At 68.9% G+C, this 12896-nt stretch carries 12 protein-coding genes and 1 tRNA gene; 2 read left to right on the top strand and 11 right to left on the bottom strand.

Translation table 11 applies throughout. The annotated features are described in order from the left end of the window. Window positions 1-2 precede the first annotated feature (2 nt). The 4 genes from VMV28_00175 to VMV28_00160 all read right to left on the bottom strand — a co-directional run bounded on the left by VMV28_00175 (window position 3) and on the right by VMV28_00160 (window position 4622). Window positions 3-1055 carry a hydroxymethylglutaryl-CoA synthase gene (locus VMV28_00175; GenBank protein ID HUZ79031.1) on the bottom strand — a complete coding sequence of 351 codons (1053 nt, stop codon included), beginning with the start codon at window positions 1053-1055 and terminating at the stop codon, window positions 3-5. A gap of 19 nt (window positions 1056-1074) precedes the next feature. Next, the gene (locus tag VMV28_00170; protein ID HUZ79030.1) at window positions 1075-1752 is read right to left on the bottom strand and encodes a transcriptional regulator; all 678 of its coding nucleotides are present in this window, start codon (window positions 1750-1752) and stop codon (window positions 1075-1077) included. Between the two features lie 96 nt (window positions 1753-1848). After that, window positions 1849-1951, bottom strand: a tRNA-Ala gene (locus VMV28_00165). A gap of 64 nt (window positions 1952-2015) precedes the next feature. Further along, window positions 2016-4622: an MMPL family transporter gene (locus VMV28_00160; GenBank protein ID HUZ79029.1), complete on the bottom strand. Its 2607-nt coding sequence runs from the start codon at window positions 4620-4622 to the stop codon at window positions 2016-2018. 248 nt (window positions 4623-4870) lie between these two features. Between VMV28_00160 and VMV28_00155 the strand changes: the two genes are divergently transcribed. Beyond that, window positions 4871-6094: an amidase gene (locus VMV28_00155; GenBank protein ID HUZ79028.1), complete on the top strand. Its 1224-nt coding sequence runs from the start codon at window positions 4871-4873 to the stop codon at window positions 6092-6094. A gap of 134 nt (window positions 6095-6228) precedes the next feature. Further along, a complete protein-coding gene (locus tag VMV28_00150; GenBank protein ID HUZ79027.1) occupies window positions 6229-6588 on the top strand; it encodes a hypothetical protein in 360 nt (119 codons plus the stop codon). 11 nt (window positions 6589-6599) lie between these two features. Here VMV28_00150 and VMV28_00145 read toward each other — a convergent pair whose 3' ends face one another. The 7 genes from VMV28_00145 to VMV28_00115 are packed head-to-tail and all read right to left on the bottom strand — an operon-like array spanning window position 6600 to window position 12895. Further along, on the bottom strand, window positions 6600-6986 hold the full coding sequence (locus tag VMV28_00145; protein HUZ79026.1) for a VOC family protein: 387 nt from the start codon (window positions 6984-6986) through the stop codon (window positions 6600-6602). Further along, on the bottom strand, window positions 6983-8263 hold the full coding sequence (locus tag VMV28_00140; GenBank protein HUZ79025.1) for a cysteine desulfurase: 1281 nt from the start codon (window positions 8261-8263) through the stop codon (window positions 6983-6985). Before VMV28_00140 ends, VMV28_00145 begins: the two co-directional genes overlap by 4 nt. Next, the gene (locus VMV28_00135; GenBank protein ID HUZ79024.1) at window positions 8260-9459 is read right to left on the bottom strand and encodes a M20 family metallopeptidase; all 1200 of its coding nucleotides are present in this window, start codon (window positions 9457-9459) and stop codon (window positions 8260-8262) included. The genes VMV28_00140 and VMV28_00135 overlap by 4 nt, the downstream gene beginning before the upstream one ends. A gap of 48 nt (window positions 9460-9507) precedes the next feature. After that, window positions 9508-10305, bottom strand: coding sequence for a tryptophan synthase subunit alpha (gene trpA / locus VMV28_00130; GenBank protein HUZ79023.1), 798 nt, complete (start codon window positions 10303-10305; stop codon window positions 9508-9510). Further along, window positions 10289-11452: a tryptophan synthase subunit beta gene (trpB, locus tag VMV28_00125; GenBank protein ID HUZ79022.1), complete on the bottom strand. Its 1164-nt coding sequence runs from the start codon at window positions 11450-11452 to the stop codon at window positions 10289-10291. Before trpB ends, trpA begins: the two co-directional genes overlap by 17 nt. Further along, window positions 11445-12092, bottom strand: a complete 648-nt coding sequence (locus VMV28_00120) for a phosphoribosylanthranilate isomerase (GenBank protein ID HUZ79021.1) — start codon at window positions 12090-12092, stop codon at window positions 11445-11447. The genes trpB and VMV28_00120 overlap by 8 nt, the downstream gene beginning before the upstream one ends. After that, window positions 12089-12895, bottom strand: a complete 807-nt coding sequence (locus tag VMV28_00115) for a hypothetical protein (protein HUZ79020.1) — start codon at window positions 12893-12895, stop codon at window positions 12089-12091. Before VMV28_00115 ends, VMV28_00120 begins: the two co-directional genes overlap by 4 nt. Between the last annotated feature and the right edge of the window lies 1 nt (window position 12896).

Here is a 12896-nt window from a genome sequence, read left to right as displayed (position 1 = left end):
CGTTACTCGCCTCCCATGTGGATCTTTCCGCGGAACTTCGCGTAGACCGCGTACGGAATCTCGATCCCGTGATCGAGGTAGTCCTGGACGGGACGGCCGTAGCCCCGGTCGAAGCGGGCGATCTCCTCCGTCGTCTCGAGATCGAAGGCGTCGCTTCCCGCGCCGGAACCGTACCCGACCATGAGGATCCGCTCGTGGGGCTGGGCATAATCGAGGACGTTGGCGAGCCCGATCAGGGCCGCGCCGGAGTACGTGTTGCCGATGTAGGGCGTGACGAGCCCGTGGCGCATCTGCTCCTCGGTGAACCCCATCTGTTTGCCGACCCGCTGCGGGAACTTCCCGTTGGGCTGGTGGAAGACGACGTGCGCGTAGTCCCGCGGCGTGCTCCCGACCTCCTCCATCAGGCGACGCCCGCACTCGGTGACGTGGCGGAAGTAGGCGGGCTCGCCGGTGAATCGGCCCCCGTGGCTCGGGTACCGCTCGCCCTCTCGGCGCCAGAAGTCCGGAGTATCGGTCGTGTAGGAGAGCGTCTTGCGCAAGGAGCAGATGACCCGTTCGCGCCCGATCACGAACGCGGCGCCGCCCGCGCTCGCGCTGTACTCGAGCGCGTCGCCGGGGGCCCCCTGCGAGGTGTCCGAGCCGATCGCGACGCCGTATCGGACCATCCGCGACTCGACGAGGCCGAGGCAGGTCTGGATCGCCGCGGTCCCGGCCTTGCACGCGAACTCGAAGTCGGCCGCGGTGAGGTTCGGAGTGGCCCCGACCGCTTGCGCGACGACCGTGGCGGTCGGCTTGACCGCGTACGGGTGGGATTCCGATCCCACGTAGAGGGCCCCGATCTCCTGGGGATCGATCGCCCCGCGGATCAGCGCCGTGCGCAGGGCCTCCGTCGAGATCGTGATCGTGTCCTCGTCCGGCGCCGGTACGCTCTTGCGGTGGACGTTGAGCCCCTGGCCCATGCTCGCGCCGTCGACCCCCCATACCTTCCCGATCTCGGTCGGCGTGATCCGGTACCGGGGCACATACACCCCATAGCTCACTATGCCTGCTTCCATGTGGTTCGATCTCCGTGCGTTACAGCTCCTCGAGCCGCTCCAGGATCGTGGACGCCGGGAGCGCGGTGGTGAGGAGAGGGATGTTCTCGACCTCGCTCAGGCGGATCGCGAGCGGGTCGATGCGGCCCGGGTTGGCGAACACGACCGCGGCCGGTTTGAGCGGGTGGGCCCGGATGGCGACCATCGGCGATCGCCCATAGCGGACGTTCGCGAAGATGAGGGCGCGCTGGGTCGTCCAGCCGTAGACCTCGACGTAATGCGCCGCGTCGATCGAGAGGATCGCGCGGGGCGCGTCGAGCAGGGTGTAGCCATGGATGTCGCGCGAGAGGCCGACCCGTCCCACGGCCTTCGCGTCCAGCCGTTCGGCGAAGGCTTTCAGCGGCACGGCGACGGAGAACTCCCGCATCCCGAGGATGCCTTCCGAATGGGGCCGGGCTCCGAGGCGTTGGCCGACCCGGCTGCCGTGCAGGGTGTCCAGATCGACCAGCCCCTGGACGTACCGCCGGATGAACCCCGCCCCGGGGCTCGCCCGGCGTTCGGACTCGTAGTCGCTGATCACCGAGGGCACGGTTTCGAGATGGCGTGCGAGGTCCCGCTGGCTGATCTCGAAATCCTCCCGCCATTTGCGCAAGGTGCGGCCGGGGTGGGCGGAGAGGACGACCTCGCCAGCGATCTTCTCGCGGATCTCGGCGTCCATTCCCCGGTCCACCTCGGGCGGGGTATAAATCGGTAGCTCTGCTGTCGTCCATGCTATCGTCATATGTCGAACGTGCTGAGGAGCCGGTCGGGGAAGTGGACCGGGCGAGAGTTTCCGGAACGGGCGCTCCTTCCCGCTCCCTTTGAACTCGCGGCCTCTACCTTGCCAAGGTAGCGATCTTCCGCTGATCTACCGGCCCACGGGCCCCGCCGAAGCGGAGCGCGCCATAAGCCCTTTCCCGCTCGCGCCGGGCGCGCGCGGGCTCACTTGCGGCCGAAGACCGCCAGCATCGCCGGGAAGTAGAACAGGCGGATGATGAACGTGTCGATGACGAGCGAGATTGCGAACGCGATCCCGAGTTGCTCGAGGAAGCTGATGGGCTGAAGTCCGAGCGAGCCGAGCGAGACGGCGAGGATCAATCCGAGGGACGTGACGACGACCCCGGAGTGGGCGATGGCCCGCGGGATCGCGATCTTCTTCTCCGCCAGCTTTCGCTCCTCCACGACCCGGCTGAGGATGAACACGGTGTAATCGTTCCCGAGCGACAGGAGGATCACGAACAGGATCAGCGGGATGAGGTAGATCAGCGATTGACCGAGGAGGTACGTACTGATCCAGTACAGGAGCACGATCGTCACCGAGATGCTGATGTAGACCCCGGTGAGGGAGATGATGGGGTAGGACAGCGAGCGGAAGGCGAAGCCAAGAACGACCCCGATCAGCAGGACAATCAGGATCTCGATTTCGGGGTAGACGATGTTGTTCTGGTTCTTCTGGTCGAGCGACGCCGCGCTGATCCCTCCCACGACCCAGCTCGAGTTCGATCGCATCTGGCCGACGAGGTCCATCGCCTGGTTGGTGAACGGATTGTAGTTCGTGAAGACGGCCCAGTACGCCCAGGTGCCATTGTCGAAGATGAACGTCGTGGCGGCCGACTTCGTGGCGGAGGTCGTTCGATTCCCGGAGACGTACGGGCCGATCGCCGACTTGACCCCCGAGAAGCTGAGGATGTGCGTCGCGGTCGCGTTTAACTGCGCAGCGCCCGCGGGAGAGATCCGGCCGTCGGGGAGGAGGTACCCGGAGGGATCCTGCACGAGCACGTACGTCGGGTAGAGCTGGTTCGACCCGAACGCGGAGTCGAGCTGCTGCTGGGCCTGCACGCTCGGCAGGCTGGACGGTAAGCCTTGGGTCACGTCGTACGTCGTCGGGACCGTGAGCGCCACCGCGATGGCGGGGATCGCGAGGACGGCCACGAGCGCGATCACGAGGTAGCGTCGGCGGACGGAGAAGTTGGAGGCACGGTAGAACCCGGTGGTTTCGATGGGCTTCATCGGGCCGGGGATCCGGGCCTTCTTCAGGAAGATCCGGGGCCCGATGTAGCTCGTCAGGACGGGGAGCAAGGTCGCTTCGCAGATGCCGATCAGCATGACGGCGATGAACAGCACCGGGCCCCAGCTCGGCAGACCGGGAATGAAACTGAGGACGCCGAGGCCGACCGCGACGATGATGGCGCTCGTGAGCACGGCGAATCCCGCCGTGTCCGTCGCCCGCTCGATCGCGAGCTGCGGGTCGACGCCCTGGTGCACCTCCTCACGGTAGCGGTACAGGAGGAACACCAGATAGTCGGTGACGATCCCGAGGGTCACCGCCTCGAGGGTGTACGTCACAAGATAGTCGACCGGGCCGAAGAGGAGGCCCGTCGTGAAGATCGCCACATCGCCGAAGAGCGTGCCGATTAGCACGAACAGGATTGTGAGGAGCGGCGCGACCCAGGATCTCAGCGTGATGAGAACGGCGATCGCGAGGAAGACGAACGTCAGCGCGAAGAGGAAGTCGGAGGAGGCGGTCAGCGCCTGGGTATCGTAGCTGATCGCTCCGCTCCCCGTGACCCCCGCGCTGGGGCCGAAGTACTCGGTCGCGAGGTTGCGGACGCCCGGGGTCGCGATCTGCGCCGGGTAGGTGTTGTCGGAACTGCGGTAGGAATCCGGGACGTTGAAGATGACGAGCAGGATCTGGGTGGTCCCGTCGGGGCTGACGTACTGGGTGCGCAGGGCGGTGAAGAGGTCCTCGAAGGGGAACGGAATGTCCGTCCAGCCGTTGTCGAGGACGTAGTTCCAGCCTCCGTTCCCGGGGAGGAGGAAGGAGGCGACCACGCTCGGCGCGATCACGATGGGTCCCGCCGGGTTCAGCACGAGCCCGATCGAGGTCTCGAGATCGTAGGCGCTCGTGTAGTTCTGCAGGTTGGAGACCAGGACGATGATGCTCACCTCGCCGCTGGAAGGGATGCTCGGCGGTGCCGACCAGAAGATTGCCGTATTGACCTGGGAGAGCGGGGCGACCGAGGTCGAGTAGTTCTGAAGGAGGTTGGCCTTGAATGCCGCAGTGTAGTTCGAGTACGGCCCGCCCACCTTCGTGTACGCGGTGTTGATTCCGGCGTAGGTGTAGCTCTGGTTCCCCCACTCGGCGTAGAACTTCTGGGGGAACGCGTACACTTCCGCGGAGTAGTTCACAAACGAGGAGTGCGCCGCGACGATCGTGCTCCGATGGGATCCGTAGATCTCATTGAGGAGCGTCGCTTCCGAGTAGCAGATCGAGCCCGTATAGTCGTAGTGGGAGTAGTTCTTCTGGGCGAGCGCCGCGGCGAACGATTGGGCCTGCGAACAGAACGCCTGGGGGGTCGGGTACTGCGCGCTCGAGTTCGCGACCACGGCGAACAGCGTCGAGTTCTGGGGGTGGCCCTGAGCGAGGAGGTTCTGCGCCTGCTGCGACTGGCTCCCCGAGACGCCGTTGCCCGAGGAGGAGTAGTTGATGTACTGAGAGGAGAACGCCGCCATCGGAACGATGGCGAGCAGGATGATGATCCACACCACCAGAACGAGCCGACGTCGACGGTTCTTGAAGAGGAGGCGAGACAAGCCGTGACCGTTGCCTGCAGGGTCTTCGGCTCCCATCTTGCGCACACGGGGGGGGGCCCTGGAATAATGACCTTTCGCCTCCCCGTCTCCGTCGAGCGGGTCCACCTGCCGGGGGGAGGAGCCCGCGGGCCCTAGGGTCCGCGGTCTCGGAGTTGTGCGCTCCGGAAGGAGGGTTAATTCCTCCGTCAGACCTTCCCCGGTCCATGCGCTATCCGAACCGCCCCGACCGCCGCGTGGATCCGATCGGGGCCTTTGTTCCGGGACCGCGCGTCCTCCGTGCCCCGACGGGACGCGGAGTGCTGAACGGACGGACGTTCGCCGTCAAGGACGTGCTGGACATTCGCGGTGAGCGGACCGGTAGCGGGAACCCGGATTGGCGGACCACGCACGCTCCCGCGCGCTCCACTGCGCCGGCCGTCGAGCGATGGCTGGAGCAGGGAGCCCGCATGGTGGGCAAGACGATCTGCGACGAACTTGCGTTCAGCCTGGAGGGAGCGAACGTCCACTATGGAACGCCCATCAATTCTCGCTGCCCGAATCGGCTGCCTGGAGGGTCGTCGAGCGGATCCGCGGCCGCCGTCGCGGCAGGCCTGGTGGACGGAGCGCTCGGTTCCGATACGGGCGGCTCGGTCCGGAACCCCGCGAGCTTCTGCGGTATCTTCGGCTTCCGTCCCACCCACGGACGGGTTCCCGTCCGAGGCATGACTCCGCTCGCCCCGAGTTACGACACGGTCGGCTGGTTCGCGGGCGACGGCCCCACCCTCCAGCGATTCGGCCGCGCGCTGTCCATCGGGAGGGGGGAACCTCCCCGTCAGTACGTGCTCGTGTCGGATGCGTGGGATCTCGTGGAACGGCGATCCGCGCGAACCCTTCGGGCGGCGGCCGAGAAGCTGGGGATCACCGACGAGGTTCGGATCTACGATGACCTCCCCGCGGCATGGTACGAAGCCTACCGCGTGCTCCAAGGCGCCCAGATCTGGTCGGAGCACGCCGACTGGATCCGCCGGGCCCACCCCCGCTTCGGGCCCCGAACGGCCGAGCGGCTCGCGGCCGCCCGCCGGATCACCCGAGCCGAGGTTACGAAGCAGGCGCGATTCCGTCGCCGGGTGGCGCGTCGGGTCCGGGCGCTCGTCCGGAACGGGCGGGCCCTGGTGCTCCCGGCCAGCCCGTGCATCGCACTGTCGCGCCGGCGCTCGCTCGCCGAACGGGCGTCCTTCTATCCTCGCGCCCTCGCGCTCAACTCGGTCGCGGGTCACTCCGGGCTGCCCGAGGTGGCGCTCCCTCTCGCGGAGGTCGGAGGATGCCCGATCGGGATCGGGGTGATCGCCGGCGCCCATCGCGACGAGAGCCTGCTCGCATTGGCCGCCTCCGATCGCATCGCCCAGCTCCTCCCCGAAGCCACGGTCTCCCCGCGAACGCTCCGCTGATGCCCCGGGGCCTCCCTCCCCCTCCATGCTCGCTTGGGGACCCCCACCGGGCCTGGGTCGAGGTCGAGCCGCACCGGGGCACGCGGCCACGGTCCACAACAACGCTTATGGGCCGACCCCCGTTCATCCATTCGATGGCAGAAGGCTCCTCGTCCGGCGAGCCGATCGATGTCCTCTTGGCGGGCACCCGGGACCTGTTGCGGCCTGAGGAGATCGTTCGCGATGCGACCCGCGACATCATCAAGGACGAGATCCGCCGCCACATCGAAAAATCACTCAAGGCGGATCCGGAACTGGCCCGGGATCTGCGAGAATCGGTCCGCCAGTTGCTCGAAGCGCGCGCGCTCGAGTACGCCGCCCTGCTCCAGGTCGGGACGTGTACCGCCCGGCTCGGCCTGTCGACCCTCCCCGAGTCGGTGCGAAGGAAGCTGCGCGAGGACATCGCCAAGCTCCTGACCCGCGAGCTCGGCGGCATCGTCGAGCAGTCGCTCTGATCCGTAGACGGCTACTGCTGGATGAGCTCGATCCAGATATCGTCCGGCCCGCGATAGTACGCCACCACGACGCGCCGACCCTCCCGGAACTGGGTCTGGAGCCGCCCTCCGTAGCGGCGCAATCGGCGGGCGGCGTCGGGCAGGGCCCGGACCCGAACACCGATGTGGTCGAGACCCTCACCCGCGACGAAGCGGGTCGCGAACTCCGAGCCCGGCGGGTACCAGTTCAGCTCGAGGTGCTGCTTCGATCGCGGATCGCGCAGAAGGACCCAGATGCCTCCATGGTGCATGGTTCCACGGCGGACCTCCCGCAGTCCGAGTGCGCCCGTGAAGAACCGGTGCGCGCGCTCGAGATCGGTGACTCGGATTCCTGTGTAGTCGATGTACATCCCCTTCATGCGACACGTGCCTTCGGCGCCCGTCGGCCGCGTGGCGGCGTCGGTCGCGCCCCGTCCGGCCGCGAGGGCAGGCGCTCGAGCAGTTCCCGGACGCCGTGGACGAGCGCGGCGATGTCGCCTCGGTTGTTGTAGAGATAGAACGATGCGCGAATGCTCCCCGTAAGGCCCCGGCGCTCGTACCAGGAGTGCACGCAGTGCATGCCGGAGCGGACGAGCACTCCCCAGCCCTCGTCTAGGAACAACGCCGCGTCGTGGGGATCGATCCCATCGATCGTGAAGCCGAAGATGCTGGGGCGGTCCCGAACGTTCTCCGGTCCGAGGACGTGGACCCGTGCGAGCCCGGAGAGCGCTTCGGTCACCTCGCGGTTGAGCTCGCGCTGAGCGCTCTCGATGGCCTCGAGGCCGATCCGCTCGAGGTACCGAAGTCCGGCGTGGGCTCCGATGATGCCAGCGTAGTTCTGCAGCCCCGCCTCGAACCGGTAGGGAGGGGGACGCAGTTCGTGGTCCGTGAGCGTGGTCCACTGCACCGTCTCCCCCCCGATCACGAGCGGACGCAATCCCGAGAGCGCCTGCGGGGTGCCCACGAGGATTCCCGTTCCGGTGGGTCCGAGCATCTTGTGGGCCGAGAGGGCGTAGAAGTCCGTGCCGAGGCGATCGAAGTTCACCGCGCGGTGCGGGGCCGCCTGGCAGCCGTCGAACAGCGTCTGAGCTCCCCGATCGTGCGCGCGCTCCGCGATCTCGCGGATCGGAAGCGAGCGACCGTCGAGATTGGAGGTGTGGAAGAGGCTGACGAGCCGGATCCTCCGGGAGAGGGCGCGCTCGAGCACCTCCGCATCCCACGACCCGTCCGCGCTCAGCGGGAGGATATCGAGCCGGATCCCGCGCTCGCGCTGGAGCCGCTGCCAGACGACGAGGTTCGAGTTGTGCTCCTGATCGGAGACGAGCACCCGGTCGCCCTTCTTCCAGTCGAGGCCGCTCGCGACCAGGTTGATCGCCTCGGTCGCGTTCCGCAGGAAGACGACATGTTCCGACGCGCTCGTGCCGACGAACTCGGCGAAGGCGTCCCGCGCGGCGTCGTAGCGCCGTGAGACCTCCTCGGAAAAGCGGTGCAGGCTGCGCCCGGCGCAGCCGGGGTAGTCGGAGTAGTACTCCTCCATCGCGCGCAGGACCGGATCGGGTACGAGCGACATGCACGCGGAGTCGAGGTACGCAACGCGAGATCGCCCCGGGTGTGGGCGCAGGGCGGGGAAGTCGGTGCGCGCGCGTGCGACGTTCACGGGGGGTTCCTCTGCAGGGCCTCGGTCGCGGCCAAGAGGGCGGCGGCGCCGTAAACGAGAGCGGCCTCGGGCGGAGCGAACTGGGCGCTGTGCAGTCCCGCCGAACGGCCCGCGACCCCCACGCCGAGCTGGAAGAACGTCCCGGGCACACGCTCTAGGTACCGGGCGAAGTCCTCGGCGCCCATCACCGGCTCCTCGAGCTCGATGACGCGGCCGACGCCGAACTCCGAGCGCAGAGCCCCCGTGATCACCCGCGTCGGCCCGGCGGGGTTCCACAGGGCCGGGTACCCTCGGTAGTACTCGATCCGCACCTTGGCCTCCAGGCTGGCGGCGATCGAGCGCACGCGACGGCGGAGCGCGACCTCCATCCGTTCGCGGGTCGCGGGCCGAAACGTCCGCACGGTGCCGTCGAGGACGACCTCGTCCGGAAGAATGTTGTGCCGGGTGCCGCCGTGGATCTGCCCGACGCTCACGACCACCGGGTCGACCGGGCTGCGTACCCGGCTCACGAGCGCCTGGAGTCCGACCACGATCTCCGAGGCGACGAGCACGGCGTCGGGCCCGAGGTGCGGCGCGGCCGCGTGGCCCCCATGGCCCCGGATCCGAATCCGGAAGCGGTCGGCCGCGGCCATCGCCGGCCCTACGCGGGTGCCGATCGACCCGAGCGGCACGGCGGGGTCGACGTGCTGGCCCACGACGTAATCGACCTTCGGCCGCTCGAAGCAGCCTCGTTCGAGGAACGGCAGTGCGCCCCCCTTCTCTCCCTCCTCCTCGGCCGGTTGGAACAGCAGCTTCACGGCACCCCGGAGCTCCGAGCGGTGCCTCGCGAGGACGGCAGCGGCTCCGAGCAGCGCCGACATGTGAACATCGTGCCCGCACGCATGCATCCGGCCGGGGTTGCGCGAACGGAAGGCAAGGCCGGTCTCTTCGCTCACCGGCAGGGCGTCCATGTCCGCCCGCAGGGCCACCACGGAACCCGGTCGATCCCCGACGATCATCGCGAGGACCCCGTTGAAACCGTCGCCGTACGTGATCGGATCGAGGCTCAAGGCCCGGAGCGCTGAGACGACCCGATCGCGCGTGTGGGTCTCTTGGTCGGAGAGTTCGGGGTCCTCGTGAAAGGCGATCCGCCACGCCCGCATCTGGGGTAGCACGCGTCGGGTGGAGCGCGTCCACCGGCCGGCGACCGGAGCCATTGGGCCGCTAGCGGCGCGTGCGATATAAGAGGGGCCGCGGCGGCGGGCTCACGCGCCGTGCGCGCGAAGCGTACGTGCGATCGGCCCGAGCACGCGCCGGACCGTCGCCGCTCCGAAGGATCGGACGAAGCGCTCCTCGAGCGCGCTCGCGACGATGACCCCGTCGGCCCCGTACGCGAGCGCCTGCGCGGTCGTCGCGGGATCCTTGATCCCGAACCCGATCAGGACCGGGGTCCTCGGCGCGGCCCGGTGGGCCGTCCGAACGATCGGGGTCAGGTCGATCCGCTCGGCCGAGCGTGCCGTCCCCGTGGTCCCGTAGCGCGCCACGAGGTACAGGAATCCGCGGGTCGCTCGCGCGAGACGGACCGTGCGCCTCTCCGAGACCCCCGGCGCCGCCAGGAGGACGAGATCGATCGAATGGCGGCCGGCCGCGTCGATCCAGGGCGGCGCTTCTTCCAGCGACAGGTCCGGAACGATGAGGCCCGACGCACCCGCGCGCGCGATGCTCGGGAGCGAGTGGTCGAGCCCGTGCCGCCAAAATGGGTTCGCGTAGCTCATGACCGCGGTCGGGAGGAGCGCGCTCGCGATCTCGAGCGACTCGACGAGATCGCTCCAGTCGGTGCCATTCGAGAGGGCCCGGTCCGCGGTCGCCTGCAGGATCGGCCCATCCGCGATCGGATCGGAGAACGGGAATCCCAGCTCGAGCGTCGAAGCCCCCGCCTCGAGCGCGGCCTCGACGACCGAGCGGAGCCGACGCGTGCGGGCCCGGTCGACCATGACGTACGGGACCAGGGCCGCGCGTCCCTGCGAACGAGCGAGGGAGAGCGCGTCAGCGACTCGCGGCACGCCCGACCACCTCCAGGTCCTTGTCGCCGCGGCCGGAGAGCGTGACGACGATCTTCTGCCGGGCGGGACGCCGTCGCGCCTCCGCGACCGCGGCGAACAGGGCATGCGAGGGTTCCAGGGCGGGCAGGATCCCTTCGTCCTCGGCGAGCCAATGGAATGCGCGCAGGGCTTCGTCGTCGTGGACCGCGATGTACCGGGCCCGCCCGCTGTCCTTCAGCCATGCGTGCTCGGGGCCGACGCCGGCGTAGTCGAGCCCGGCGCTGATGCTCTCCGTCTCGGAGATCTGTCCCTCCCGGTCTTGCAGGACGTAGGAGTAGGCCCCGTGCAAGATCCCGGGCCGTCCGTGGGCGAGGGACGCCGCGCCGGCCCCGTGGTGGCGAGATCCTCCGGCCTCTACGCCCAGGAACTCGACGTCCGTGCGTCGCAACGGATGGAACGTGCCGATCGCGTTGGATCCGCCGCCGACGCACGCGACCGCGAGGTCGGGGAGCCGGCCGAACGCCGCGCGGGATTGCACCGCGATCTCCCGTCCGATCACGCTCTGGAACTCCGCGACGATCGATGGGAACGGATGCGGCCCTACGGCGGAACCCAGTAGGTAGTGGGTCGTCCGAACGCTCGAGATCCAGTCCCGGAGCGCGGCGTTGATCGCGTCCTTGAGGGTCCGCTGGCCCGTCGTTACGGGCCGGACCTTCGCGCCGAGCAGCTCCATCCGGAGGACGTTGGGCCGTTGGCGCTCCATGTCGACCTCGCCCATGTACACCTCGGTCTCGAGCCCGAGCGCGGCTCCGATCATCGCGGTCGCTACCCCGTGCTGCCCCGCACCGGTCTCGGCGATCAGGCGCGGCTTGCCCATCCGCTTCGCGAGCAGGCCCTGGCCGAGCGCGTTGTTGAACTTGTGCGCGCCGCCGTGCACGAGATCCTCCCGCTTGAGCCAGATCTCCGCGCCTCGGGCCCGCTCGGTGAGCCGGCGGGCGAAGTACAGAGGTGTGGGTCGGCCGGCGAGCGTGCGGGAGAGGCGGCGAAGCTCGGCGCGGAACCTCGGATCTCGCCGCGCGGCGCGCCACTCGTGTTCGAGCTCGGACAGCGCCGGGACCAGGGTCTCGGGGACAAAGGCTCCCCCGTAGGGGCCGAACCGCCTAGGCATGATGGGCCTCCCAGCGTCGCACGGCCCCCAAGAACGCGAGCATGCGCGTCGGATCTTTCCTCCCGGGAGCGGATTCGATCCCACTCGAGACGTCCACTCCCCACGGGGCTACGGTCGAGAGCGCGCTCTCCACGTTCTCGGGGGTGAGTCCCCCACCGAGCACGATCTTTCGGCCGGGGGCGCTCGCGATGATCCGGGCGCAGATCTCCCAGTCCGGAACTACGCCGCCTCCTCCCGGCAGGGCGCCGCCCGCGGCGTCCAAGTGGACGAGGGAGGCGAGATCGGTCCCAGGAAGCTCGGGAGTGGGATCGCCGCTCCCCGGCCGGGGAATCGCCAGTGACGGGACGATGTGACGCCGAAGGACCGTATCGAGCCCGTCGGGGATCCGACCGTGCACTTGCACCCGGTCCGTTCCCATCTCTTCGAAGATCCGTAGGATCAGTTCGACGCTCGGATCGACCGTCACCGCCCAGATCTCGCGGTCGCTCGGCACGACCTCGGCGAGCTTCGCCGCCCGCTCCAGAGGGATCGCGCGCGGGGAGCCGGGCACGTCAATCACGAACCCCGCGGCCCCGCCTTCGGGCACGAGCGCGATCGTCGCGGCATCGCTCAATCCGCAGAACTTCACGAAGGTCGTCACGATCCACCTCGGCGCATGCTTCCCACCCGGCAGAGGCCGGCCACGAACCCCTCGGGGTCTCGCGCGCGAGCGAGCGCCGAACCGACGAGGATTCCATCCGCTCCCCAGGTGCGGAGGCGCGCGGCGTCCTCGGGGCCTTCGATGCCGCTCATCCCGATCAGCGGTCGGAGTCCCTGCGCATGGACAAACGTCTGCGCCGCGATCTCGGGGCGGAACCTCAGGGTGTCCAGGTCCCGCAGGTTGATGCCGTAGACGTCGGCGGGCACGTGGTCCGCCACCTCGAGCTCGTCGGGGCCGTGGAACTCGAGGAGAACCTCGAGCCCGCCTTCGTGGGCCCGCTCGGCGAGCTGGGCGAGCGAGTGCGAGAGACGGCGTTCGGTTTCGAGCCGGGCGAGGAGGAGGATCGCCGCGGCGCCCGCCCTCCGGGCGGCATCGACCTGGATCGGGTCGATCACGAAGTCCTTGAACAGTACCGGGAGGCGGCTGCGTGCGGCGACGGCCGCGACCTCCTCCGGCGCCCCCGCGAACTCCGGGGTCGTCGCGAGGCAGGAGAGGCCGGCCGCCCCTCCGGCTTCGGCGACGCGCACGAACGAATCGATCCCGGTGCGCGGCAGCGTCGGCTCGCGGGATCCTGGGGACCGGTGCTTGTGCTCGAGCAGCACCCCCCAACCGTGGGCCGCGGAGTCGATCGATGCACGGAGGCTCGGAGGAGATCGTCGCGCAGAGGACGGCAAGCCGATTGCGTACGCGGGGGAGGCGATCATGCGCCGGATCTCGGGAAGCAGGTCGTCCAGAAAGGCCATC

The organism is Thermoplasmata archaeon, assembly GCA_035532555.1.
In the GTDB taxonomy this organism is placed as follows: domain Archaea; phylum Thermoplasmatota; class Thermoplasmata; order Lutacidiplasmatales; family UBA184; genus Lutacidiplasma.
The sequence above is the reverse complement of the archived record's forward strand: the minus strand, read 5'-3'. Positions and strand labels throughout refer to the sequence as shown.

Bases quoted from the DNA above. Each gene is read 5' to 3' on its own strand.
- VMV28_00175 (HUZ79031.1), bottom strand. From the start codon at position 1,055: ATGGAAGCAGGCATAGTGAGCTATGGGGTGTATGTGCCCCGGTACCGG.
- VMV28_00170 (HUZ79030.1), bottom strand. From the start codon at position 1,752: ATGGACGCCGAGATCCGCGAGAAGATCGCTGGCGAGGTCGTCCTCTCC.
- VMV28_00155 (HUZ79028.1), top strand. From the start codon at position 4,871: ATGCGCTATCCGAACCGCCCCGACCGCCGCGTGGATCCGATCGGGGCC.
- VMV28_00150 (HUZ79027.1), top strand. From the start codon at position 6,229: ATGGCAGAAGGCTCCTCGTCCGGCGAGCCGATCGATGTCCTCTTGGCG.
- VMV28_00145 (HUZ79026.1), bottom strand. From the start codon at position 6,986: ATGAAGGGGATGTACATCGACTACACAGGAATCCGAGTCACCGATCTC.
- VMV28_00135 (HUZ79024.1), bottom strand. From the start codon at position 9,459: ATGGCTCCGGTCGCCGGCCGGTGGACGCGCTCCACCCGACGCGTGCTA.
- trpB (HUZ79022.1), bottom strand. From the start codon at position 11,452: ATGCCTAGGCGGTTCGGCCCCTACGGGGGAGCCTTTGTCCCCGAGACC.
- VMV28_00115 (HUZ79020.1), bottom strand. From the start codon at position 12,895: ATGGCCTTTCTGGACGACCTGCTTCCCGAGATCCGGCGCATGATCGCC.